Origin of the sequence: Corynebacterium ulcerans (assembly GCF_900187135.1) — a bacterium.
GTDB classification, from domain to species: domain Bacteria; phylum Actinomycetota; class Actinomycetes; order Mycobacteriales; family Mycobacteriaceae; genus Corynebacterium; species Corynebacterium ulcerans.
In genome coordinates this window covers 343,982-365,353 of record NZ_LT906443.1, presented here as the reverse complement: position 1 = coordinate 365,353, position 21,372 = coordinate 343,982, and the positions used below count along the sequence as shown (strand labels likewise).

At 51.6% G+C, this 21,372-nt stretch carries 20 protein-coding genes; 17 read left to right on the top strand and 3 right to left on the bottom strand.

The features are described 5' to 3' along the window. Nucleotides 1-22: 22 nt before the first annotated feature. From CKV68_RS01580 to nusB, 14 genes are all read left to right on the top strand, one after another. Nucleotides 23-1,354 (top strand): phosphotransferase family protein, encoded by a 1,332-nt coding sequence (locus CKV68_RS01580; protein ID WP_013911626.1) that lies wholly within the window; start codon nucleotides 23-25, stop codon nucleotides 1,352-1,354. Nucleotides 1,355-1,540: 186 nt separating this feature from the next. Further along, the gene (locus CKV68_RS01575; protein WP_014525848.1) at nucleotides 1,541-2,878 is read left to right on the top strand and encodes a replication-associated recombination protein A; all 1,338 of its coding nucleotides are present in this window, start codon (nucleotides 1,541-1,543) and stop codon (nucleotides 2,876-2,878) included. A gap of 232 nt (nucleotides 2,879-3,110) precedes the next feature. Beyond that, complete coding sequence (gene alaS / locus CKV68_RS01570) at nucleotides 3,111-5,783, top strand: alanine--tRNA ligase (protein ID WP_095075473.1); 2,673 nt, start codon at nucleotides 3,111-3,113, stop codon at nucleotides 5,781-5,783. A gap of 365 nt (nucleotides 5,784-6,148) precedes the next feature. Further along, nucleotides 6,149-6,742 carry a Holliday junction resolvase RuvX gene (gene ruvX / locus CKV68_RS01565; RefSeq protein WP_014525846.1) on the top strand — a complete coding sequence of 198 codons (594 nt, stop codon included), beginning with the start codon at nucleotides 6,149-6,151 and terminating at the stop codon, nucleotides 6,740-6,742. Nucleotides 6,743-6,745: 3 nt separating this feature from the next. Continuing rightward, nucleotides 6,746-7,894: an endolytic transglycosylase MltG gene (gene mltG / locus CKV68_RS01560; protein ID WP_095075472.1), complete on the top strand. Its 1,149-nt coding sequence runs from the start codon at nucleotides 6,746-6,748 to the stop codon at nucleotides 7,892-7,894. Between the two features lie 114 nt (nucleotides 7,895-8,008). After that, nucleotides 8,009-8,884 (top strand): shikimate dehydrogenase, encoded by an 876-nt coding sequence (locus CKV68_RS01555; RefSeq protein ID WP_032802994.1) that lies wholly within the window; start codon nucleotides 8,009-8,011, stop codon nucleotides 8,882-8,884. Between the two features lie 59 nt (nucleotides 8,885-8,943). After that, the gene (locus CKV68_RS01550; RefSeq protein WP_095075471.1) at nucleotides 8,944-9,474 is read left to right on the top strand and encodes a prepilin peptidase; all 531 of its coding nucleotides are present in this window, start codon (nucleotides 8,944-8,946) and stop codon (nucleotides 9,472-9,474) included. Nucleotides 9,475-9,556: 82 nt separating this feature from the next. Then, complete coding sequence (aroC, locus tag CKV68_RS01545; RefSeq protein WP_197697115.1) at nucleotides 9,557-10,771, top strand: chorismate synthase; 1,215 nt, start codon at nucleotides 9,557-9,559, stop codon at nucleotides 10,769-10,771. Between the two features lie 8 nt (nucleotides 10,772-10,779). Beyond that, nucleotides 10,780-11,376 (top strand): shikimate kinase, encoded by a 597-nt coding sequence (locus CKV68_RS01540; protein ID WP_095075469.1) that lies wholly within the window; start codon nucleotides 10,780-10,782, stop codon nucleotides 11,374-11,376. A 50-nt stretch (nucleotides 11,377-11,426) separates the two neighbouring features. Continuing rightward, nucleotides 11,427-12,506 (top strand): 3-dehydroquinate synthase, encoded by a 1,080-nt coding sequence (aroB, locus tag CKV68_RS01535; RefSeq protein ID WP_013911617.1) that lies wholly within the window; start codon nucleotides 11,427-11,429, stop codon nucleotides 12,504-12,506. Nucleotides 12,507-12,508: 2 nt separating this feature from the next. Beyond that, the gene (gene aroQ, locus CKV68_RS01530; RefSeq protein ID WP_095075468.1) at nucleotides 12,509-12,949 is read left to right on the top strand and encodes a type II 3-dehydroquinate dehydratase; all 441 of its coding nucleotides are present in this window, start codon (nucleotides 12,509-12,511) and stop codon (nucleotides 12,947-12,949) included. Between the two features lie 77 nt (nucleotides 12,950-13,026). Continuing rightward, nucleotides 13,027-14,121 carry a M24 family metallopeptidase gene (locus CKV68_RS01525; protein WP_095075467.1) on the top strand — a complete coding sequence of 365 codons (1,095 nt, stop codon included), beginning with the start codon at nucleotides 13,027-13,029 and terminating at the stop codon, nucleotides 14,119-14,121. Nucleotides 14,122-14,281: 160 nt separating this feature from the next. Next, a complete protein-coding gene (gene efp, locus CKV68_RS01520; RefSeq protein WP_013911614.1) occupies nucleotides 14,282-14,845 on the top strand; it encodes an elongation factor P in 564 nt (187 codons plus the stop codon). Between the two features lie 8 nt (nucleotides 14,846-14,853). Next, the gene (gene nusB, locus CKV68_RS01515) at nucleotides 14,854-15,495 is read left to right on the top strand and encodes a transcription antitermination factor NusB (RefSeq protein ID WP_013911613.1); all 642 of its coding nucleotides are present in this window, start codon (nucleotides 14,854-14,856) and stop codon (nucleotides 15,493-15,495) included. An 86-nt stretch (nucleotides 15,496-15,581) separates the two neighbouring features. Here the strand turns inward: nusB and CKV68_RS01510 are convergent, their stop codons facing one another. Genes CKV68_RS01510 through CKV68_RS01500 form a run of 3 tightly spaced genes read right to left on the bottom strand, consistent with a single transcriptional unit; the run spans nucleotide 15,582 to nucleotide 17,857 of the window. Next, on the bottom strand, nucleotides 15,582-16,007 hold the full coding sequence (locus CKV68_RS01510; RefSeq protein WP_029975426.1) for a YbjN domain-containing protein: 426 nt from the start codon (nucleotides 16,005-16,007) through the stop codon (nucleotides 15,582-15,584). Further along, nucleotides 16,000-16,473: a YbjN domain-containing protein gene (locus CKV68_RS01505; RefSeq protein ID WP_013911611.1), complete on the bottom strand. Its 474-nt coding sequence runs from the start codon at nucleotides 16,471-16,473 to the stop codon at nucleotides 16,000-16,002. The genes CKV68_RS01510 and CKV68_RS01505 overlap by 8 nt, the downstream gene beginning before the upstream one ends. 4 nt (nucleotides 16,474-16,477) lie before the next feature. Further along, nucleotides 16,478-17,857, bottom strand: coding sequence for a TIGR01777 family oxidoreductase (locus CKV68_RS01500; protein WP_095075466.1), 1,380 nt, complete (start codon nucleotides 17,855-17,857; stop codon nucleotides 16,478-16,480). Nucleotides 17,858-18,435: 578 nt separating this feature from the next. On the opposite strand from CKV68_RS01500, the gene pyrR reads away from it, so the two are divergent. Genes pyrR through CKV68_RS01485 form a run of 3 tightly spaced genes read left to right on the top strand, consistent with a single transcriptional unit; the run spans nucleotide 18,436 to nucleotide 21,328 of the window. Continuing rightward, on the top strand, nucleotides 18,436-19,008 hold the full coding sequence (gene pyrR, locus CKV68_RS01495; RefSeq protein WP_095075465.1) for a bifunctional pyr operon transcriptional regulator/uracil phosphoribosyltransferase PyrR: 573 nt from the start codon (nucleotides 18,436-18,438) through the stop codon (nucleotides 19,006-19,008). Between the two features lie 2 nt (nucleotides 19,009-19,010). After that, nucleotides 19,011-19,952 carry an aspartate carbamoyltransferase catalytic subunit gene (locus CKV68_RS01490; protein WP_013911608.1) on the top strand — a complete coding sequence of 314 codons (942 nt, stop codon included), beginning with the start codon at nucleotides 19,011-19,013 and terminating at the stop codon, nucleotides 19,950-19,952. 17 nt (nucleotides 19,953-19,969) lie between these two features. Further along, nucleotides 19,970-21,328: a dihydroorotase gene (locus tag CKV68_RS01485; protein WP_013911607.1), complete on the top strand. Its 1,359-nt coding sequence runs from the start codon at nucleotides 19,970-19,972 to the stop codon at nucleotides 21,326-21,328. Nucleotides 21,329-21,372 lie beyond the last annotated feature (44 nt).

Sequence of the window (21,372 nt, the reverse complement as noted above, 5' to 3'; positions counted from 1 at the left end):
ATGCTCGAGGAGGGCAGTGCACATGGGCCGAATGAGCAAGAACAGCAAACTTGGAGTCCAAGTGGTCGTTGACCATGCTGAAAACAAAACATCTGTCGAATCTATAGTGGAAGCAGCGCAAGAGCTCCTTTCAAAGCGATATGGCGGACGGCAAGAACTACTAGAAATAGAACAACTAAACGGCTCAGGTACCGCGATTGTGCTAAGAGCTAGGGTTGCGCCGTCGCCGTTTTTGCAGCAGCGTTCGGTAGTCCTTAAATACATTCCCCCAACGGGGCGACTTATCGACGAATCCACGTTAATGCGGGAAGTGGTTTCTTATCAGTTCACGACTTCCTTGAGCGAAGAAGTCCGACCTGGCCCTGTGCTATTGGCGTATGACGTTGACGAACATATCCTGGTCATTTCAGACTCTGGTGATGGCGATACGTTTGCTGACCTACTTGATAGCTCAAACGCAGATTTGCGTATTGAGATCCTCCGTAATCTGGGAGAAGCGATAGGCAAGCTGCATGTGGGAACGGCATCCAAAGAGCAGGATTTTGACATCCTCTTACATCGAATGCTGACCAAATATCCTGAGATCACGGAGATGCACGATTTCCGTGAGCGCTTACTCCGAATGTATATCGAGGTAGGCATCAAGCTCATTGAGCAACAGGGGATCGTTGTCCCAGAAGTGGTAAAGGAATTTGCTGATAATGCCCGGCGTCGTTTGACCTCGGGGCAGCATCGAGCGTTTACTCCTTTTGACTTGTCCCCAGACAACATCATTGTTTCCGATAAGACGCATTTCTTAGACTATGAGTGGGCAGGGTTCCGGGACGCTGCTTTCGACGTTGCATGCGTGGTGGCTGGTTTTCCGCAGTTCCTTTTTGCACGTCCAGTCATGGATGATGAAGCAGACATCTTTATTGATTCTTGGGCGCAACAAGTAGCTGGCATGTGGCCCAACGTTCGGAATCTCTCGCGGCTCCATGCCCGTATTCTTACAGCATTGGTTGGCTGGGCGTTTTCTTCCGTGGCCATGATGCACATGGGATATGACAATGAGGCGTTTGAGGACCTCTACCAGGGCATGGTGTCCGATGGAGCCGAGTCCATGAACGTTGATGCAATAGTTTCGAGACTGACGACTTCGGGTAATACGTTGTTGCACGACATTTTCCATATTTCTGATGAAGAGGACGAGGAAAACGCCGTTTTTGATGAGGACAGAGAAGCTCTGGTCCTCATCAGAAGAGATCTGTATGAAACATTTGAAGCCCTGTACAGGTTTGCACGTCGTGAGTCAGATTCACGATTCCCCGTCGTAGCGGATTTTGCAGGTAAGCTTGTAGAAAAGCTCGATTAACAGTGTTGAAACTAACGCTGGGCAAACAAAGTGGCTGATTAGTAAGTCCTCATTATGTAGAGGTGCTAGGGATATACTGGCGCCTCTATGTTTTTTCGACGGGCCCACATTAATGCCTCAAGAATTGGGACTTAACGTGTAACTGTCAGGTTTGTGCTGAATTCACAGAGGAGGGGCGAACACATCATGGAGGATCTTTTTAGCACCGGGAACACAGGGGACAGTGTTAAACCTGAAGTCTTCGCAGCCGGTGCACATTCTCCTCTCGCTGCGAGAATGCGTCCACGTTCGCTTGATGAGGTCGTGGGGCAACAGCACCTACTGGGACAAGGGCGGCCACTACGGCGCCTCATCGAGGGCTCAGGTGAGGCATCCGTGATTCTGTACGGGCCACCGGGTACCGGCAAGACGACGATCGCGTCGCTTATTAGTTCGGCCACCGGCCATCATTTTGTTGGTCTATCGGCGTTGAATTCCGGTGTAAAGGAAGTGCGTGCTGTCATCGAGGAGGCACGACGCAGCCTTATACATGGCAAGAGGACTGTTCTGTTTATCGACGAGGTACACCGCTTTTCTAAAACACAGCAAGATGCGTTACTTGCTGCAGTGGAAAACAGAACCGTACTTCTTGTCGCTGCCACTACAGAGAATCCTTCTTTTTCTGTCGTTTCTCCACTTCTTTCCCGCTCTTTAGTATTACAACTGCAACCATTAGACCCGGATGCTGTTAAAGAAGTACTCCAACGCGCCATCGTTGATCCCCGCGGGCTAGGAGAGCGAATTCAGGTAACGGATGAAGCTCTTGAACAACTGGTGCTGTTAGCGGGTGGAGACGCACGCAGGGCGCTTACATATCTTGAGGCTGCAGCAGAAGCGATTCCTGATAATGAGCCGCTCACGGTCGACGCTATTCGCGAGAACGTAGACCGCGCTATCGTGCGTTATGACCGCGATGGCGATCAGCATTATGACGTGACCAGTGCCTTTATTAAATCAATTAGAGGCTCAGACGTGGACGCTGCGTTGCATTATTTGGCGCGAATGATCGACGCAGGGGAGGACCCGCGATTTATCGCTAGAAGGCTGATAATTCACGCGAGCGAAGATATTGGTATGGCCGATCCCTCTGCACTGCAAACAGCTGTAGCTGCGGGACAAGCGGTTCAGATGATAGGAATGCCTGAGGCTCGGATAACGTTGGCTCAAGCGACGATTCATTTAGCTACTGCACCGAAGTCCAATGCCGTGATTTGTGCAGTTGACGGCGCTCTCGCTGACATTAAAAAAGGAAAATTCGGACCAGTACCAGCACATTTACGTGATGGACATTATGCGGGGGCAAAGCAGCTGGGAAATGCTGTGGGGTATAAATATCCGCACGATGATCCGCGTGGTGTGGTGCAACAACGTTATGTGCCGCCTGAGCTAGATAATGCAGTGTATTACCAACCTACGGAACACGGGGCAGAAAAGCGGATTTCTGATTACATTGGTCGGCTTCGTCGCATGATTCGGCCCTCGTAGCGGTGTCCTTCTTGGTTATTTTCGAGGGGGCTCGGTGGTAATTCTGGGAGCCCAGCATGGAATCAGCGCTGCGAGCGGGTAGAGTAGTAGCCCGACTGCCTAGATTCTCCCGCGTAGGGTGATGAAGGGCCTCATGAGGCGTGGTGGCGTGTGATGCTGGACGCGTCGAAAAGCTGTTGCTGGCCTCGTGAGCATTACTAGATTCTCAAGACAACAAGCGAGGAACACTGCCGTGCAGACCCATGAAATTCGGGAACGCTTCACCAATCACTTTGTTAAAGCTGGCCACCAGGCTGTGCCAAGTGCGTCGCTGATCTTGGATGACCCGAACCTGCTTTTTGTTAACGCCGGTATGGTTCCTTTTAAGCCATACTTCCTTGGCCAACAGAATCCGCCATTCCCTAACGGCACTGCTACGTCGATCCAAAAGTGCGTGCGTACTCTGGATATTGAAGAAGTCGGAATTACCACCCGTCACAACACGTTTTTCCAGATGGCCGGCAACTTTTCTTTCGGTCAGTACTTTAAAGAAGGCGCAATTACCCACGCATGGTCGCTGCTTACAGATCCCGTAGCTGAAGGCGGATTTGGACTTGATCCAGAACGCCTCTGGGTCACCGTTTACCTTGACGATGATGAGGCCGCCGATATCTGGAACAAAAAGATCGGCATTCCCGCAGAACGCATCCAGCGGCTGGGCATGGCAGATAACTACTGGTCAATGGGTATCCCAGGACCTTGCGGTCCGTGCTCTGAGATTTATTATGATCGTGGTCCTGCGTATGGCAAAGAAGGCGGACCAATTGCCGACGACAACCGCTACATGGAGATCTGGAATCTGGTCTTCATGCAGAACGAGCGCGGCGAAGGAATCGGAAAAGATAACTTTGAGATTTTGGGTCCGCTGCCTAAGAAGAACATTGATACCGGCCTGGGCGTTGAGCGAGTCGCCTGTATTCTCCAAGGCGTAGACAACGTCTATGAGACGGATTTACTGCGTCCAGTGATTGATGTAGCGGAGAAGCTTACGGGTGCGTCCTATGGCGAGGGCGCACCGCAACAAGACCTCATCCGATTCCGTGTGATCGCGGATCACTCGCGTACTGGCATGATGCTGACCCTCGATGGCGTCACGCCAGGTAATGAGGGGCGCGGGTATATTTTGCGTCGGCTTTTGCGTCGTATTATTCGTTCCGCTCACCTTCTTGGAGCCAAGGGCACTACCTTAGAACAATTCATGAACACCATCATGGATACGATGACTCCGTCTTATCCTGAGATCGCGGATAACCGTGAGCGTATTCTCAAGGTCGCTCTTACAGAGGAGAAAGCCTTCCTCAAGACCCTTGCCTCCGGAACACAGCTTTTTGAAGAAAAAGCAGACGAGGTGAAAACCGAAGGTAAGAAGCTTCTCGACGGCGCATCTGCCTTCAAGCTGCACGATACTTACGGTTTCCCCATTGACTTGACCCTGGAAATGGCTGCTGAAGCTGGCCTAGAGGTAGATACCGCTGGCTTTGATTCGCTCATGGCTGAGCAGCGTGCGCGCGCTAAGGCTGATAACCGAGCTAAGAAGCACGGACACGTGGACCTGAGCATCTACCGTGAATGGGTAGATGAGCATCCGACCGAGTTCACAGGATATAGCGAGCTCAGCACGGAATCGAAAGTGATCGGTATGATCGCCGGAGGGGCCAAGGTCAATGAGGTCGCCACTGGTGATGAGGTCGAAATTATCTTGGAGGCATCTCCGCTGTACGCCGAAGCCGGTGGTCAGATAGGGGATCGTGGCACCATCGTCATGGGCGACACCATAGTCAACGTCAACGATGTGCAGAAGATTGGTAAGAAACTATGGGTGCACAAGGCAACTGTGGTTCAAGGTGGATTAAGCACCGGGGATACGGTTTCTGCGAACGTCGATAAGCAATGGCGCCATAGCGCGCGTCAAGCGCACTCGGCTACGCACTTGATTCACGCGGCACTGCGTGACGTACTCGGTCCTACTGCTGTTCAGGCAGGTTCTTTGAACCGGCCAGGGTATCTTCGCTTTGACTTCAACTACACTGAGGCCCTTACCGCTGACCAACTCGCGCAGATTCAGTTGATCACTAATCAAGCTGTAGACGTTGACTGGGCCGTGAATACCATTGAAACTTCGCTTGATGAGGCGAAAGCTATGGGCGCCATGGCTCTGTTCGGTGAGAACTACGGCTCTACCGTGCGTGTTGTAGAAATCGGTGGCCCATTCTCCATGGAACTTTGCGGTGGAACTCACGTTGAGCATTCCTCACAGATTGGTCCAGTGGCTATCCTAGGCGAGTCTTCTGTGGGCTCTGGTGTGCGTCGTATCGAGGCGTATTCCGGCCTTGATTCTTTCCAATATTTGGCAAAAGAACGGGCGTTGGTTGAGGGGATCGCTGCCTCGATGAAAGCCAAGACGGATGATGTTCCTGAGCGGATCGCATCTCTTACCCAGAAGCTCAAGGAAGCTGAAAAAGCCGTGGCCGATCTTCGCGCAGCACAATTGCGTAATCAGGCCGCGACACTTCTGGCAGAGGCCGATGAGGTTAACGGAGTAACCGTTGTAGCCCATCGTTTGACAGAACACGTTTCTAGTAACGATGTGCGTGCTTTGGCTATTGATCTGAAGTCACGACTAGGGGAAAAACCAGCTGTGATCGCGTTGATAGCGGAGGACGGCACAGGCAAGACTCCATTTGTGGTTGCCGCAACGAAGGCGGGAGTAGCGCAAGGCATGAAGGCTAATGAGCTGGCCAAGGTGCTCGGTGGCTACATCCAAGGTAATGGTGGCGGTAAACCAGATATGGCTCAAGGATCTGCGCGAGACATCGCGGGCTTTGAATCTGGCGTCGCGGCTATTAAAGATGAAATCCGCAGCTAGTCGCAGTACGACGTACATAACGTAGGTCATACGATACAAGGAAAGGGCACTGGCTCTCTAGGAAAATGAGGTTTCTCTAGAGGTCGGTGCTCTTTTATATATGGTGGGGTTGAGGCGCTGGGTTAGTGGTAGAAAAACAACATTTTATGGAACTGCCTATGTGTGCAAACTTGAGACTGAATAAATGATCGTTGGACGATCACGGTCACAAAAAGGTAACGTTGTTATGTCCCGTTCCATTCTTTGGAGCACAGTTTTTGAGTGATTCACCTTTTGTGCAGGTATACGCATTCTTTTTTTGAGAATGTCGCGACATGCATAGGTGTTCAGTCCATGTTTTAGCTATAAGAATTCAAAGGATACCTATGCCGATTACCCCCGATACCCCTGGTATTGATGATCCCGGAAATGGGCGACGACTGGGTATTGACGTAGGCACCGTGCGAATCGGTGTGGCTGCATCTGATCGAGATGCTCGATTAGCAATGCCAGTGGAAACTGTTCCTCGTAAAACGGGACTGAGGGATCGAGATCAGGGTGACATAGACCGGCTGTTGGAGCTTATCCGTGAGTACAGTGTGGTTGAAGTTGTAGTAGGGCTTCCTCGGGATCTCAAGGGAAACGGTTCTAAAAGTGTCAAACATGCCAAAGACATAGCTTTTAGGATTTCTCGACGCCTCCAAGCCGCTGAATCTTCGATTCCCGTACGGTTAGCTGATGAGCGGCTTACCACGGTTGTAGCCACGCAAGCGCTTCGTGCTTCTGGTATTTCCGAGAAAACAGGGCGCAAAGTAATCGACCAAGCCGCTGCGGTAGAAATTTTACAATCGTGGTTGGATGGGCGACACGCATATAAAGAGCGGAATGATATGGCAAGCTCGACAGAAGAAGGCAGCACAGACGCGTTAGCCATTCCAGAGACAGCTTTGAATCCAGAATCCCCGAATGAAAGGCGTTGATCGATGCGAATGGAAAGTAAGTATGTCAAGCGCCGTCAGCGTGGCCTAGCTGTTTTAGTAGCAGCGCTTGTTTTGATCATCGGTGCTGTTACTTATATTGGTGTGCATCTTTTTAACGGTGGATCAGATTACAAGGGTGCTGGTAACGGAAATTATGAGTTAGTGGAGATTCCTGAGGGCTCTTCTCTTTCTGAGCTAGGACCTGAGCTAGAAAAACGCAAGGTAGTAGCAACAAATAACGCTTTCCAATCCGCAGCATTTTCCCACCCCAACGCTAGCCGCATTGAGCCGGGTTTTTATAGGTTGCAGCAGCATATGAGCGCTGCTGAGGCCGTTAATGCTCTTCTTGATCCTGCTAATAAGGTCGAGGCCCTGGGTATCCCCGGCGGCGCTACATTATTGGACGTCACAGTTGTTAAGGGGAATACCCGCAAGGGTATCTACTCGATGATCTCCGATGTAACCTGCACCCAGGGATCTACAAACTGCATTGCTCCAGAGGAACTCCAAAAAGTGGCGGGCACAGCAGATCCTTCGGAGCTGGGAGTTCCTGAGTGGGCGGTTGAAGCAGTAAAAACTCGAGGTAATGATCCTAAGCGCCTTGAAGGACTTATCGTCCCCGGAACATACATAGTGAACCCCACGAGTGATGCTAAAGGAATCTTGAATGATTTGATTACCCGTGGCGCTAAGGCATTTGAAAGCACGGACATAGAAGGACGCGCCGATGCCATGGGTATTAAGCCATATGATCTGCTTACCGCAGCATCACTCGTAGAGCGAGAAGCACCTGCGGGAGACTTTGATAAGGTTGCCCGAGTGATCTTGAATCGTCTGGCTAAGCCGATGCGACTGGAATTCGACTCCACAGTTAACTATGGACTGAGCGAGCAAGAAGTTGCGACCACGGATGAAGATCGCGGAAAAAAGACTGCATGGAACACATATGCTATGGAGGGGCTACCAGCTACTCCCATTGCTAGCCCTTCCAAAGAAGCTATCGACGCAATGGAAAACCCAGCGACTGGCGACTGGCTCTACTTTGTTACAACCCATCGCGACGGAACAACGGTATTTAGTAATAATTTCGACGATCATCAGCGAGCAACGCGCGATTCGATCGAAAATGGCGTTCTAGATAGTAACCGTTAAAAACGGACACAGATCCTGGGATAGTACATAAGAAAACCTCCGACCATGTTTTAGGTGGCACTTTTATAGTGAACATGAGACATGGGACGGAGGCTCTTTCTATACTTAGCTATCATGACTACACCGTCTGCATTGTCTGCGTCTTCAGAAACAATCACACACCGCGCTGCGGTACTGGGCAGTCCCATTGAGCATTCTTTATCTCCTACACTGCATAATGCTGGTTATCAGGCGATGGGCTTAACTCATTGGGATTATGGTCGAATCTCGTGCACAGAGACGCAATTGCCCGATGTAGTTGGCAACGCAGACAGCACTTATCAAGGTTTTTCTGTGACTATGCCGGCAAAGTTTGCGGCGTTGAACTATGCCACAGAAGCCACGCCTAGAGCCGTCCGGATTGGTGCAGCGAACACATTAATTCGCAGCGACACTGGATGGCTTGCGGATAATACAGATGTAGATGGGGTGACAGGTGCCCTTAGTGAATTATTTGACGGTGACCTCACCCCGCTTCAGGGAGCGCATGCGCTCGTTCTTGGTGCAGGGGGGACAGCTAGGCCTGCTGTGTGGTCCTTGGTCCAATCTGGGATTAAGCACATCACGATAGCTAATCGTAGTGAACGTAGCGCGGAGTTTTATCCTCTGCTAGAGGAAACGGATGCGTCCTTATCCTTCGTCCGTCTTGATGAGGATATAAGCGAGTTCACCGCAAAGTCTGTGGTAACAATTTCTACCATCCCGGCTCAGGGAAGCAGCCTGCTAGCACATCAAGCTATTCACGCCCCGCTTCTCGACGTCATCTATTCCCCGTGGCCCACCCCCTTAACACAAGCGGCAAGCGCTTATGGCACTCCTGCGGTAGGCGGGCATGTCATGCTTGCGCATCAAGCCTTTGGACAATTCAGGCTCTTTACCGGAAAAGATGCTCCGCGCGATGCAATGAGATCTGCCTTGTATCGGGCGCTGCGCATAGCTCCGGAGGAATAAACCGGTAAGGGGGGGGAACCTGCGGACGTCGAAAAGCTAAGAACGCTAGTGTTAGCAGCATGGGGGAGCACCATAGCGTATTAATGCTGAAAGAGTATTCTGATGCAGCGGTAGTACTCGTTGTCGTGGCATGGGCAGGGGGTCTGTGCCTTTACGATGTGCGGCATCGCACTCTGCCGGACGTACTCACTATTCCCGTGGCTATAGGAATTGTTGTGGGGTCCGTAGCGGTTGGCCAGCCGGGCTGGTTATTGGGGGGAATGATGTGGGCAGGGATGTATCTTTTATTAGGGCTAACCTGGCAAGGTGTTATAGGCGGCGGGGATATTAAATTAGCACTTACCACCGGCACCATTGCTGCCATGCATTCGCCGTTAGCCGTAGTATGCGCGATGACAACGGCTCAGCTCGTTACCCTATTCGCAGGGGTCATTATGAGCTTTTATAGGAAGCTACACAGCGCGCAGGCGTGGGGCGAGAAGATGAAGGACCGTAGCGTCGAAGACTTTGTTCAACAATGCGCCGTACGTATTCCTCATGGGCCGGCAATGCTCCTGGCCACGGCTTTCTTCTATATGGTTACCCCCTAAAGGTGTCTCATGAGGCGGGATAGGCGTCATTTTGGGCACCGAAAGAGGGCTAATGTCATACCTTCATGTCATAATGCGAACCATGCTTCGTTGGACTACTTCAGGAGAATCTCACGGCCAGGCGCTCATTGCCATGCTTGAGAATATGCCCGCTGGTGTCTCTCTTTCTAGAGAAGACATTTCTGCTCAACTCGCGCGGCGCCGGCTCGGATACGGGCGAGGTGCTCGGATGAAATTTGAAGCCGACGAGGTCACGATTCTTGGCGGAGTCCGACATGGTAAGACCCTGGGGAGCCCGATCGCTATCATGATCGGTAACACTGAATGGCCTAAATGGACTGCCATTATGTCTGCCGACCCATTGGATCCCCATGATCAAGAAGCCGCTGCCGCGATGAACTCTGGTCGTGGCGCTCGGCTGACTCGTCCTCGCCCAGGTCACGCTGATTTTTCTGGCATGATCAAATACGGTTTTGATGAGGCACGACCAGTTCTTGAACGGTCATCTGCTCGGGAGACCGCTGCGCGGGTAGCTGCAGGAACCGTAGCTCGAGCGTTCTTGCGCGAAGTGTTCAATGTAGACGTGTTATCTTATGTCGTTTCTATCGGGCGCTCTGAGCCATATGAGGGACCGCTGCCTGCAGTGGAAGACCTCGACAGAATCGATGCGTCGCCAGTGCGTGCAGCAGATGCGGCATCAGAAGCCTCGATGGTGAGCGAGATCGAGCAAGCAAAGAAGCAAGGGGATACGCTCGGCGGAATCGTCGAAGTAGTGGTTTCTGGCCTCCCCATTGGATTGGGCTCGCATATCTCTGGTGACAACCGTCTTGATGCACAACTGGCAGCTGCGTTGATGAGTATTCAAGCCATTAAAGGGGTTGAGGTCGGTGATGGCTTTGAAGAGGCACGTCGTAGAGGTTCTGAAGCTCACGATGAGATTGTGCGTACAGCCGACGGTATTCAGCGTCTGAGCAATCGAGCAGGTGGGTTAGAAGGTGGCATGACCAACGGGGAAACCCTGCGTTTGCGTGCAGCTATGAAGCCGATATCAACAGTTCCTCGTGCTCTGAAAACTATAGATATGGCAGATGGAAAACCTGCGACAGGAATACATCAACGCTCGGACGTCTGTGCTGTTCCCGCAGCTGGAGTAGTCGCGGAGTCGATGGTGGCATTGGTATTGGCTCGTGCCGCATTGGAGAAGTTTGGTGGAGATTCAGTTGCAGAAACTAAACGGAATGTAAATTCTTATTTAGAATATATACAGAACCGACTATCCTTTGGCGTAGAAAGCTAAGAGGGGAAATGCTTGATCAGATTAAGGCTCCTGATGACTCTGCGATGAAAGACCTTGAGGAAAGTGCCGTGGAGCAGCCTATTCCCAGGACGCGTCCTTTAGCGGTGCTTGTAGGACCACCAGGTGCGGGAAAAACCACAGTGGGGAAGCGACTGGCTAACGCACTACACACTACTTTTGTGGATACTGACGCATTGATAGAGCAGTCCGCTGGGCAACCGTGTGGTGTGATCTTTAGCCAGATGGGCGAGCCTGAATTTAGAAAACTCGAAGAGAACAAAGTGCGAGAAGCCCTCGGCACCTCTGGTGTAGTCAGTTTGGGCGGCGGCGCAGTCTTAAGCCCTCTCACACGGAGCTTATTGCTCGGACACACCGTGATATGGATAGATGTGAACCCGGAGGAAGGAGCTAAGCGAACAGGTGCAGATAACTCCAGGCCGATTCTTCAATCGCAGGATCCTATCGCACATTATCGTGAGCTCGTTGAGTCTCGTCGTTCGCTGTACCGGGAGGTGTCGCGGCATCGCTCTAATACCACGGGAAGAGGCCCGCAACGAGTAGTCGCAGACATACTGGGTTATTTAGAGTCCATCAAAGAGCACTAATACAGAAGCTATTCACGCTTTCCTTTTCACGCAGTACAAGACGGGAAAATATGCAAACGATTGAAGTCAATGGGGCAGCACCGTACAAAGTAACGATAGGGCATAGTCTTTTTGAAGACGTTGCCAAACGCGTGAAAGAAGTGGGGGCAGTGCAGGCTGCCATTGTTACCCAACCAGTGATGAGAGATGCGGCTAAGGAACTAGCGCGGATCATTGAATCTCAGGGCCAAGAAGTAACAATCATTACAGTTCCCGATGCTGAAGATGGAAAAACCCTGACCGTGGCTGGCGATTGCTGGGATACGTTGGGGAGGAAGACCTTTGGGCGGAAAGACGTCATTATCGGTCTTGGCGGTGGAGCCGTGACTGACCTTGCAGGTTTTGTCGCGGCATGCTGGATGCGTGGGATAGCCGTGATACAGGTGCCGACCACCCTCTTATCAATGGTGGATGCTGCCGTGGGGGGAAAAACCGGGATTAATACGGCGGTGGGAAAGAACCTCGTGGGCGCGTTTCATGAGCCTTCTGGTGTTTTTATTGACCTAGACATGATCGCCACGCTGCCGGACCAAGAAAAAATCTCGGGATCAGCAGAGATCATTAAGACAGGATTTATCGCGGATACTAGGATCCTCTCGCTCTATGAGGAAGATCCGGAAGCCTGTTTCAGCGTGGAAGGATATCTTCCTGAACTTATTGCTAGGTCTGTGTCCGTAAAAGCTCGTGTAGTCGCTTCAGATTTGAAGGAAGCAGGCTTGCGGGAGACTCTCAATTACGGGCATACCTTTGGCCATGCAGTAGAGCTAAAAGAAAATTTTGAATGGCGGCACGGTAATGCTGTAGCTGTGGGAATGATGTTTGTGGCAGCACTGGCCCGTAATCGAGGCTTGATTACGGATGAGCTATACCTGCGCCATAAAAATATCCTTAGCTCCGTGGGGTTGCCTACAGCTTATCCAGAAGGACATTTTGATGAGCTCTACCAAGCCATGCTGCGAGATAAGAAGAATCGAGATGGTCGTATCCGGTTTGTTGCCTTGACTGGCGCGGGGAAGACTACTCGTATAGAAGATGCAGGGAAAGCCGAACTGATTGCTGCATATGAGGCTCTGAACACAAGGAGTGCATAGCCATGAATATTCTGGTTCTTAATGGCCCCAATCTTGACCGGTTGGGCAAACGGCAGCCGGAAGTCTATGGCCGGACCACGTTAGCTGACGTAGAAAAATCGCTCGTGGAGCGGGCAGCCGCGTTGGGTGTGACAGTTGCCGTTAAACAATCCAACCATGAGGGAGAACTCATAGAGTGGGTGCACGAGGCTGCGGATGCTGGTTGGCCTGTGATTATTAATCCTGGTGGATTGACTCATACCTCAGTGGCGCTTCGTGATGCTCTCGCAGAAGTCCATGAGGGGGCGGGTTTTGTAGAGGTGCATATCTCTAACATCCATGCGCGAGAGGAATTCCGCCATCACAGTTTCCTTTCTCCTATTGCGCGAGGAGTCATAGCTGGTTTAGGAGTGATGGGATATGAGCTAGCCCTTGAGTATGTGGTGGCCAATAGCCATTCTTGAACTACACAAGAGTGAGGCGTTACGGAGCACCTAAAAGCACGAATTGTCTAAAGATCAATTTCAGATGGAGAACAGAAATGGCTTTGCACGACACACGATTTGAGACGCGTCGTAGAGCACTGGCTGCTGAGCTAGCCAGTCAGCGCATCGATTCCATGTTGATTACGCACCTCACACACGTGAGGTATTTATCCGGATTCTCGGGTTCCAACGCTGCCCTCCTTATCAACAAGGACCTGTCTGCTCGTATATGCACGGATGGTCGTTATACCACGCAGGTAGCGGAGGAAGTTCCTGATATTGAGGCTTTGATCAAGCGTAATTCAGCTCAAGAGTTGCTCGCTCAGGTTGACGGGCCACGTCGGATTGGCTTTGAGGCTGACTATGTTTCTTGTGCGCACAAGGAGGCGCTGCAAAAGAATTGTGGCGACGACATCACGTTAGTTCCTGTTTCCGGAGTGATCGAAAATATACGGTTACGCAAGGACCCACATGAGCTTGACCGGCTCCGCGAAGTCGCGGATATTGCTAACTTGGCGTTTCAAGAGCTTATCGACGCCGGCGAGATCGCAGCAGGCCGTACCGAAATGGAGGTCGCAGCAGATCTGGAATACCGGATGAGGCTTAAGGGCTCAGAGCGTCCCAGCTTTGACTCAATCGTGGCTTCCGGCCCTAACTCAGCTAAGCCGCATCATGGAGCTAGCTCTCGGGTTATCCAGGCAGGGGACATTGTCACGATTGACTTTGGAGCCCATGCGTATGGCTATAACTCTGATACCACTCGCACCGTTATGGTGGGGCATGCGACGGATTTTGCACAAGAGATTTATGGCATTGTGCTCGAAGCTCAATTGGCTGGTTGTGCTGCTGCTGTACCCGGTGCGGAACTAGTAGATGTTGACCGCGCTTGCCGAGCTGTGATTGAAAAATCCGGCTATGGTGATTTTTTTGTGCATTCCACCGGCCATGGACTTGGTTTAGATGTGCACGAAGCACCTTCCGCAGCGCAGACGGGTACCGGAGTGCTTGAAGAGAACATGACATTGACTATTGAGCCTGGCATTTATGTTCCAGGTCAAGGAGGAGTGCGGATCGAAGATTCCCTCATCATTAAGCATGGTGGGGCGGAAAATTTGACCAAGCTTTCCAAAGATCTGTTGATTCTCCCGTAAAACGAAAATACACAGTCGCGTGCTGGTTTACCTAAGGCGTTGGTGTCTCACTCATGGATATTAAGGGCACCCTCGTTATGATTGCATCAGGTTTCATGGTGTACCCTTGGTAGGCTATTGACAGCACTAGGCTTTCCAACCACAGAAAGAAGTTCTAAGCGTGGCAACCACCGCTGATTTCAAGAACGGTCTTGTACTTAAGATCGATAATAAACTGCAGCAGATTATCGAATTCCAGCACGTCAAGCCAGGTAAAGGTCCTGCGTTTGTTCGTACCAAGCTGAAGGACGTTGTTTCGGGCAAGGTTACGGATAAAACCTTCAATGCTGGCGTGAAGGTAGAGACTGCCACGGTTGACCGCCGTGACATGACGTACCTCTACAATGACGGCACCAGCTTCGTGGTCATGGATGAAAAGAACTATGAGCAGGTAGAACTTGCTCCTCACATCATGGGTGAGGCTGCCCGTTTCCTCTTGGAGAACACTTCGGTCCAGGTCTCTTTCCATGAAGGAGAGCCACTGTTCGCAGAGCTTCCTGTGTCCGTTGATCTTCGTGTCGAGCACACTGATCCAGGCCTGCAGGGAGACCGCTCTACTGGTGGAACTAAGCCTGCTACCTTGGAAACTGGTGCAGAGATTCAGGTTCCTTTGTTCATCGAGACCGGAAACGTAGTCAAAGTTGATACGCGTGACGGCTCTTACTTGTCTCGTGTTAATAACTAGTTGTGGGTATGAGCGAATCTGAAACGAAAACCTCCGAGGCTGGGAAGGCCTCGGAGTCCTCACGAGTACGTGGGCGTAAGCGCCATGGTTCCCGGTATAAGGCGCGGCGTCGTGCAGCGGAAGTTCTTTATGAAGCCGAGGTTCGAGACGTAGACCCAGTAGCGATCGTAGAAGATCGAATTTCTCTGTCCTATCACCAGGATCTTGGGGTTGCTCCGGTTGCTGCTTATACAAAAGAGATCGTGGCGGGTGCTGCCCAGGAACTTGATCGTATCGACGGACTTATCGCTGCGAACCTAGCTGAGAACTGGGAACTTGATCGTATCTCTGCTGTTGATCGAGCTATCTTGCGCGTTGCGGTATGGGAGCTCATCTTCAATGAGGACGTCCCTGTTGCTACTGCAGTTGTTGAAGGAGTGGAACTGGTAAGTCAGTACTCAACTGACGTGGCACCTGCTTATGTCAACGCTTTGCTCGATAGCATTGCGCAGAATATTGAAAAGCATCGTGCCGAGCCTACTGAAGCACCCATGGAAGAACCGTTGGAGCAAGAAGATTCAGCGGACGACACCATGGAAGTTGCAGTAGAGGATTCTTCGGCGACAGCAACCGACGAGGATCGTATCGTTCCTGAATCAACTCCGGAGTAACGTAAAGAAAATACGCCGGAGAGTGCCGTCAAAGACCAAGGCCGTTCCCATCGTTGAGAGGGAGAGCGCCCTTGGTCTTATTTTTTTTAAGGTGCTGCTTCTGTGAGTGAGCTAGCAGCCGCGTCAAAGGCGTCGAAAAGCTTAAAAACTATGTTGATTGATGTCTCTAGGGCTGCACCTAACTGCTTATCTGTCAATCCGGCTGCACATGGGTTCTCTACCTCGGCTCGAAGGAGCGGCGGGGTTGTTCTGTCTACAACGGTCACCGAACCCACTACTGTTGAATTATTAACGCTATTGGCAGCGATGCATAAGCCTGAGATCTCACCGGTTGGACAAGCTCGGTCGGAGCGTATAACGAGGGTTGAAGGCAGTGCCATGAACACAAATTCTGCGCCGTTAAGATTTGCCATTGCGATTCCTCGCTGTGGATCAATCACTCGTAACGTGATCCCAAACGCGGACATCGCCGCAGTCACTCGATCCAGATTTATAGCTAGCGGCTTAGACATCAGGATTCTCCCAATTGACGAGGTGCGGGAAAGCAACATCAAAGTGATTCCATAAACCGACGAAAGCATCGATGGTGGACACCAGGAAAGCACCGACCTGGTTGAAACTAGCGCCCTCGGAAACTCGCAATACTCGGTGGGAAAGGACCTGTAGGTTGCGCTCGGGTGTCTCATGGAATTTTACTGTCGGTAGCAGTGCAGTGAGATTCCACTCGTTAACGTGCGCCAATAGCTGGGGGGCTTGATCAACTGGAACAAACGCACGCCAATGGCTTCGTGCCAGAAGATAACCATCGGAGATACCGAGGCTGATGGAATTATTGATAAAACCGGTGTGCAGCATGTCTTCATCTCGCACATAGTGGAGGTTTTCTTGGATAAGGACGGTCTCTAGTACGTCAAGGCTGAGCGGTCCGACGTCGAGTCGGTCGTGCTCCGTTGTCGGGGTGGTATGAGAAGTATTCATGCTGTTACCTTGCGGTGGTATCGGGATCATCAGTTAGATGTTCCCCGCCTAATTCATGTGCTAGGCAGGCATCAACGTGTAGGTAGCGGAATATGTGATCGATCTGGAGCATCCGGAAGGGGGAGACTCGTTGATTAGCAAAAGCAACTTCTTCCGCTCCCTGAGCGCCCAGAATCAGTTTGGGGCCGATCGATGGAATAGGAAACTTGGATGGACGTTTGAGCTGAGCTCCCAGGGCTTTGGCAAAATCCTGGTTACGAATAGGGTTGGGCGCAACAGCGTTGATGGGGCCAGACATGGAGGGGTCGACTAGCGCTCTCACATAAAGATCGCACAGGTCATCTATGGAGATCCACGAGACCCACGGGGCGCCACCTTCAAAAGAACCCCCTAAGCCCACGGAGAAAAGAGTCTTAAGCACGGGAAGTACTCCGCCGCGACCGCTCAGAGTTGCCCCTGTACGTAGATAGACTGCGCGCTTACCAGCTGCTGCAACTGCTGCGCTGGCAAGCTCCCAATCCTGAACAACGTCTGCGAGGAAACCGGATCCTACGGATGAGCTCTCATCCAGCACTTCATCTTCGCGTTGGACTCCATAAAAACTTATAGAGGACGCTTGTATAAGGATGTGGCAGGTAGAACTCTTGGCAACCAACGCGGCAAGATGCTGAGATGGCTCGACACGGGAATCGCGAATCGCTTTTTTGCGAGAATCCGTGAATCGTCCGGCTATTGGCTCACCTGCGAGGTGCACTAGGGCATCCACCCCCTCAAGGAGATTGCTACTGGGGTTTAGAGGATCCCATAGACGTTCGCCGTCAGATGCATGCGAGCGAACAAGCGGAATGACCGTGTGCCCTAAAGACGTCAGTTGAGCGCGAAGTGCTTTGCCTACTAAGCCGCGAGAACCGGTCATGGCTACGGTCAAAGTGGTCGTGGCACCTGAATTGCGCTGTTGTATCTCTGTAAATCTTTGGCTTGCTGCAATGTCGTGAAGTAGCTGTTGTTGGCGATATGCGAAGAAAGGGGTGAGCGTAGATTTTGGGGCGCGGGTATATACCGTATCCGTGATCGCTGTGCCATCTGTATGATCGGAAAACTCATGTACGTGCCGCCAATGAGCTAACGCTTTAATTGGAGACGTCACACACACATCGGTGAATCTGTACCCTTTGACGTATCCCGATAAGTCATGTCGGGCTTCCCAGCGAAGTCCTGCAGGAAGTGAAAAGACAGTTGTCCCTGCTGCTAAATCAGGGGTTTCTTGTGTGGGGGTCAGTGGAAAGAAAGGGGGAGTAAGACGCGCAATAGCACCTGGTCGAGTATGCCATGTCCAAACATCGTTGCGGGAAGCTGGGACCACGTGGGTGGTGCTAAAGCTCATGTGACTCCTTAAACATGGCATGGGGTACAGCTATATCGTTAGGTCAGCATCCTAGGGCAATACTTGAACGAGTGTATTCGTTAAGTGGGTACTGTGTGGGGATTGGAGGGGCGTACTGTTTAAAGATCTCGTTATGTGTTGAGCGGCTGTACGGGATTGTAATAGCTATAACTTCCCTAGATTTCTGCATCCTAGAGTAGCGGGTGATTTTATTTTGGCTAAAAACTAGTATGTATAGCGCTTAAAGTTCTGTGCTTTAGGAGGGGGTTCTGGGGTGCGTGGGAAAACTACACTGTGATGCTTGTGAACTCGACTTTTCTAGATGCTGTCCAGCATAAGGGGGTATCTCCATCATTGGGATATAGACAAATGTGCAGCCTTGGTATCGGATCGAGAAATTAAGTGCTACTATCTCTTGCAGTCACGGTTTTGCGCCGTGTTTTCGCCGGACATCGCATAGTGCTCACGGACTCTCTATGGAGAATCTCGTGAGTGAAAGAGATGGCTTGTGAGCTTATAAATATATATGTTCGACATCCTTTAACAGACCGCACAGAGAGGCGGGAAAGGAGGTCACGATGAGCGAAAACTCGCAAGGGATTATCGAGCTGCTTGGCAGCGACGATGTCTCTCGAACTGTCGCACGCATCGCGCACCAGATCATTGAAAAAACAGCTCTTGATTCTGAGAGCTCTTTACCGGTAATACTGCTGGGCATTCCGTCCGGAGGTGTTCCTTTAGCGCACCACTTGGCTGCGAAGATTTCTGAATTCGCCGGTGTCGCTGTTCCCGTAGGATCTTTGGACATTACGCTGTACCGGGATGACCTGCGGACAAAACCCCACCGTGCGTTACAACCGACTCTGATTCCTCAGGGGGGAATTGACGGTACGCACATCATTATTGTTGATGATGTTCTCTATTCAGGCCGTACCATCCGTGCCGCATTAGACGCTCTTCGCGACATTGGACGTCCAGAGACCATCCAATTAGCTGTTCTCGTTGATCGTGGACATCGTCAACTGCCTATTCGTGCTGATTATGTAGGCAAAAACCTTCCGACTTCTCGTGAAGAAGACGTGAAAGTCCTGGTCGGGGCAATTGATGGCCGAGACGCTGTCATCCTGACTCGTGAAGCATCGGAGGCCTAGCCATGAAGCACCTTCTGTCTATCTCAGATCTCAGCAAAGACGAGATTCTCGGAATTATGGATGAGGCTGACCGCTTCCGCGAAGCACTCACTGGCCGTGAGATTAAAAAGCTTCCTACTCTTCGTGGTCGGACTATCTTCACGTTGTTCTATGAGAACTCTACGAGAACTCGTTCTTCTTTTGAAACCGCTGGAAAATGGATGAGCGCTGATGTTATTAACATTTCCGCTAGTTCTTCTTCCGTGAAAAAGGGGGAGTCGCTCAAGGACACCGGCTTGACGCTGTCCGCTATCGGGGCTGACGCGATCATCATCCGGCACCCTTCTTCCGGTGCAGCCCAACAATTGGCGCAGTGGGTTGCGCCGGAGGGACAAGGACCCAGCGTTATTAATGCCGGCGACGGTTCTCACCAGCACCCCACGCAGGCGCTTCTCGACGCCCTCACGATTCGGCAGCGACTCGGAAACATTGAAGGGCGCAAAATTGTCATTGTGGGGGATTGCCTTCACTCACGTGTTGTTCGTTCCAACGTAGACCTGCTCACTTGCTTGGGGGCAGAAGTGGTGCTTGTTGCACCTCCGACGCTACTGCCCTCGGGCATAGAGCAATGGCCTGTTCGTTGCTCATACACCATGGACGACGAGATTAAAGACGCGGATGTGGTGATGATGCTTCGCGTGCAGCAGGAGCGTATGCATGGCGGATTTTTCCCATCGCATCGCGAATACGCAGCGTTGTATGGCATGTCTAAGGAACGTGAGTCACGGCTGCAAGATCACGCAATTGTTATGCACCCCGGACCGATGCTGCGAGGTATGGAAATTAACTACGCCGTCGCTGATGCCCCGCGCACAGCGGTGCTTCAGCAAGTAAATAACGGTGTGCACACTCGCATGGCAGTTCTGTTTACCCTCATTGCCGGTACGAATACCCCCGGTTTCTAAAAGGAGTTTGGCTCGAAGTGACTACCCCTAACGACTACCCAGAGACTGGACAACTTGCTCCTGCCCCAGAGCGTACTCTTCTACTCACCAATGTTCGCCCCTATGGTGAGGGCGAACCGACCAGCGTATTTATCTCTCATGGCACGATCACAGCTATAGGGGATGACGCACATAAGCACTCCGCAGATGACGTTGTCGATGGAGAAGGCAATATTCTTCTGCCAGGCCTTGTGGATATGCACGTTCATCTACGTGAACCAGGGCGCGAAGACACAGAAACGATTGCGACCGGTTCCGCAGCAGCAGCTAAAGGCGGCTTTACCGCAGTTTTTACTATGGCCAATACTCTTCCGGTGTTGGATCAGCCGATTATCGCCGAATCAGTATGGGCTAAGTCGCAACAGATCGGTTTATGCGACGTCCATCCTGTTGGCTCAATAACAAAAGGACTCCAAGGCAAAGAGCTCACTGAGTTTGGCATGATGGCAAATTCAGACGCCAAGGTTCGCATGTTCTCGGACGATGGAAAATGCGTTGATAACCCGCTTATCATGCGTAGGGCCGTGGAATACGCCAAGGGAATGGACGTTCTCCTGGCCCAACACTGCGAAGATCCTCGTCTGACCGATGGTGCTGTGGCCCATGAAGGAAAGATTGCTGCTGAGCTTGGTCTTGGTGGCTGGCCGCGCGTTGCAGAGGAATCCATTGTTGCCCGCGATGCTATCCTGGCTCGTGATTACGGCGGCAGAATGCATATCTGCCATGCCTCTACTGAAGGCACCGTGGAGCTGCTTAAATGGGCAAAATCTCAGGATATTCCGCTGACTGCGGAAGTAACCCCGCATCATCTTTTGCTTACCGACGAGCGCCTACGCACCTATGACGGCGTTAACCGAGTCAATCCGCCGCTGCGGGAAAATCGGGACACACTGGCACTGCGAGACGCGCTTTTGAATGGTTTTATCGATTGTGTTGCCACAGATCATGCACCGCACGGATCTGAAGATAAATGTTGCGAGTTTGAGCATGCCAAGCCAGGGATGCTAGGGCTTGAAACGTCGTTAGCGATCATTGCACAGATTTTTGTGGATAGTGGCCTTGCTGACTGGAGGTTCGTTGCAAAGGTTATGAGTGAGCGGCCTGCAGAGATTCTGCGTCTTCCTGGCCACGGGCGGCCAATCGCAGTGGGAGAACCAGCAAACTTGACTGTGGTCAATCCACACATGCCTTGGACTGCGCATGGTTGCGATATGGCTTCCAAAGCGGACAATACCCCCTTTGAAGGGATGGAGTTTAGCGCCAAGGTGACCACCACGATTCTGCGTGGCCGACTGACCTGCATTGATGGTCAACCTGCGGGCCCGCGATCCGTCTAGAACTTTAGCGTTCTCTGATTTGCTACCTCAGGTTCGGCAAAGCA

Coding starts and splice junctions, on each gene's coding strand:
- CKV68_RS01580 (WP_013911626.1), top strand. CDS start 23: ATGGGCCGAATGAGCAAGAACAGCAAACTTGGAGTCCAAGTGGTCGTT.
- CKV68_RS01575 (WP_014525848.1), top strand. CDS start 1,541: ATGGAGGATCTTTTTAGCACCGGGAACACAGGGGACAGTGTTAAACCT.
- ruvX (WP_014525846.1), top strand. CDS start 6,149: ATGCCGATTACCCCCGATACCCCTGGTATTGATGATCCCGGAAATGGG.
- mltG (WP_095075472.1), top strand. CDS start 6,746: ATGCGAATGGAAAGTAAGTATGTCAAGCGCCGTCAGCGTGGCCTAGCT.
- CKV68_RS01555 (WP_032802994.1), top strand. CDS start 8,009: ATGACTACACCGTCTGCATTGTCTGCGTCTTCAGAAACAATCACACAC.
- CKV68_RS01550 (WP_095075471.1), top strand. CDS start 8,944: ATGGGGGAGCACCATAGCGTATTAATGCTGAAAGAGTATTCTGATGCA.
- aroC (WP_197697115.1), top strand. CDS start 9,557: ATGCTTCGTTGGACTACTTCAGGAGAATCTCACGGCCAGGCGCTCATT.
- CKV68_RS01540 (WP_095075469.1), top strand. CDS start 10,780: ATGCTTGATCAGATTAAGGCTCCTGATGACTCTGCGATGAAAGACCTT.
- aroB (WP_013911617.1), top strand. CDS start 11,427: ATGCAAACGATTGAAGTCAATGGGGCAGCACCGTACAAAGTAACGATA.
- aroQ (WP_095075468.1), top strand. CDS start 12,509: ATGAATATTCTGGTTCTTAATGGCCCCAATCTTGACCGGTTGGGCAAA.
- CKV68_RS01525 (WP_095075467.1), top strand. CDS start 13,027: ATGGCTTTGCACGACACACGATTTGAGACGCGTCGTAGAGCACTGGCT.
- nusB (WP_013911613.1), top strand. CDS start 14,854: ATGAGCGAATCTGAAACGAAAACCTCCGAGGCTGGGAAGGCCTCGGAG.
- CKV68_RS01510 (WP_029975426.1), bottom strand. CDS start 16,007: ATGTCTAAGCCGCTAGCTATAAATCTGGATCGAGTGACTGCGGCGATG.
- CKV68_RS01505 (WP_013911611.1), bottom strand. CDS start 16,473: ATGAATACTTCTCATACCACCCCGACAACGGAGCACGACCGACTCGAC.
- CKV68_RS01500 (WP_095075466.1), bottom strand. CDS start 17,857: ATGAGCTTTAGCACCACCCACGTGGTCCCAGCTTCCCGCAACGATGTT.
- pyrR (WP_095075465.1), top strand. CDS start 18,436: ATGAGCGAAAACTCGCAAGGGATTATCGAGCTGCTTGGCAGCGACGAT.
- CKV68_RS01490 (WP_013911608.1), top strand. CDS start 19,011: ATGAAGCACCTTCTGTCTATCTCAGATCTCAGCAAAGACGAGATTCTC.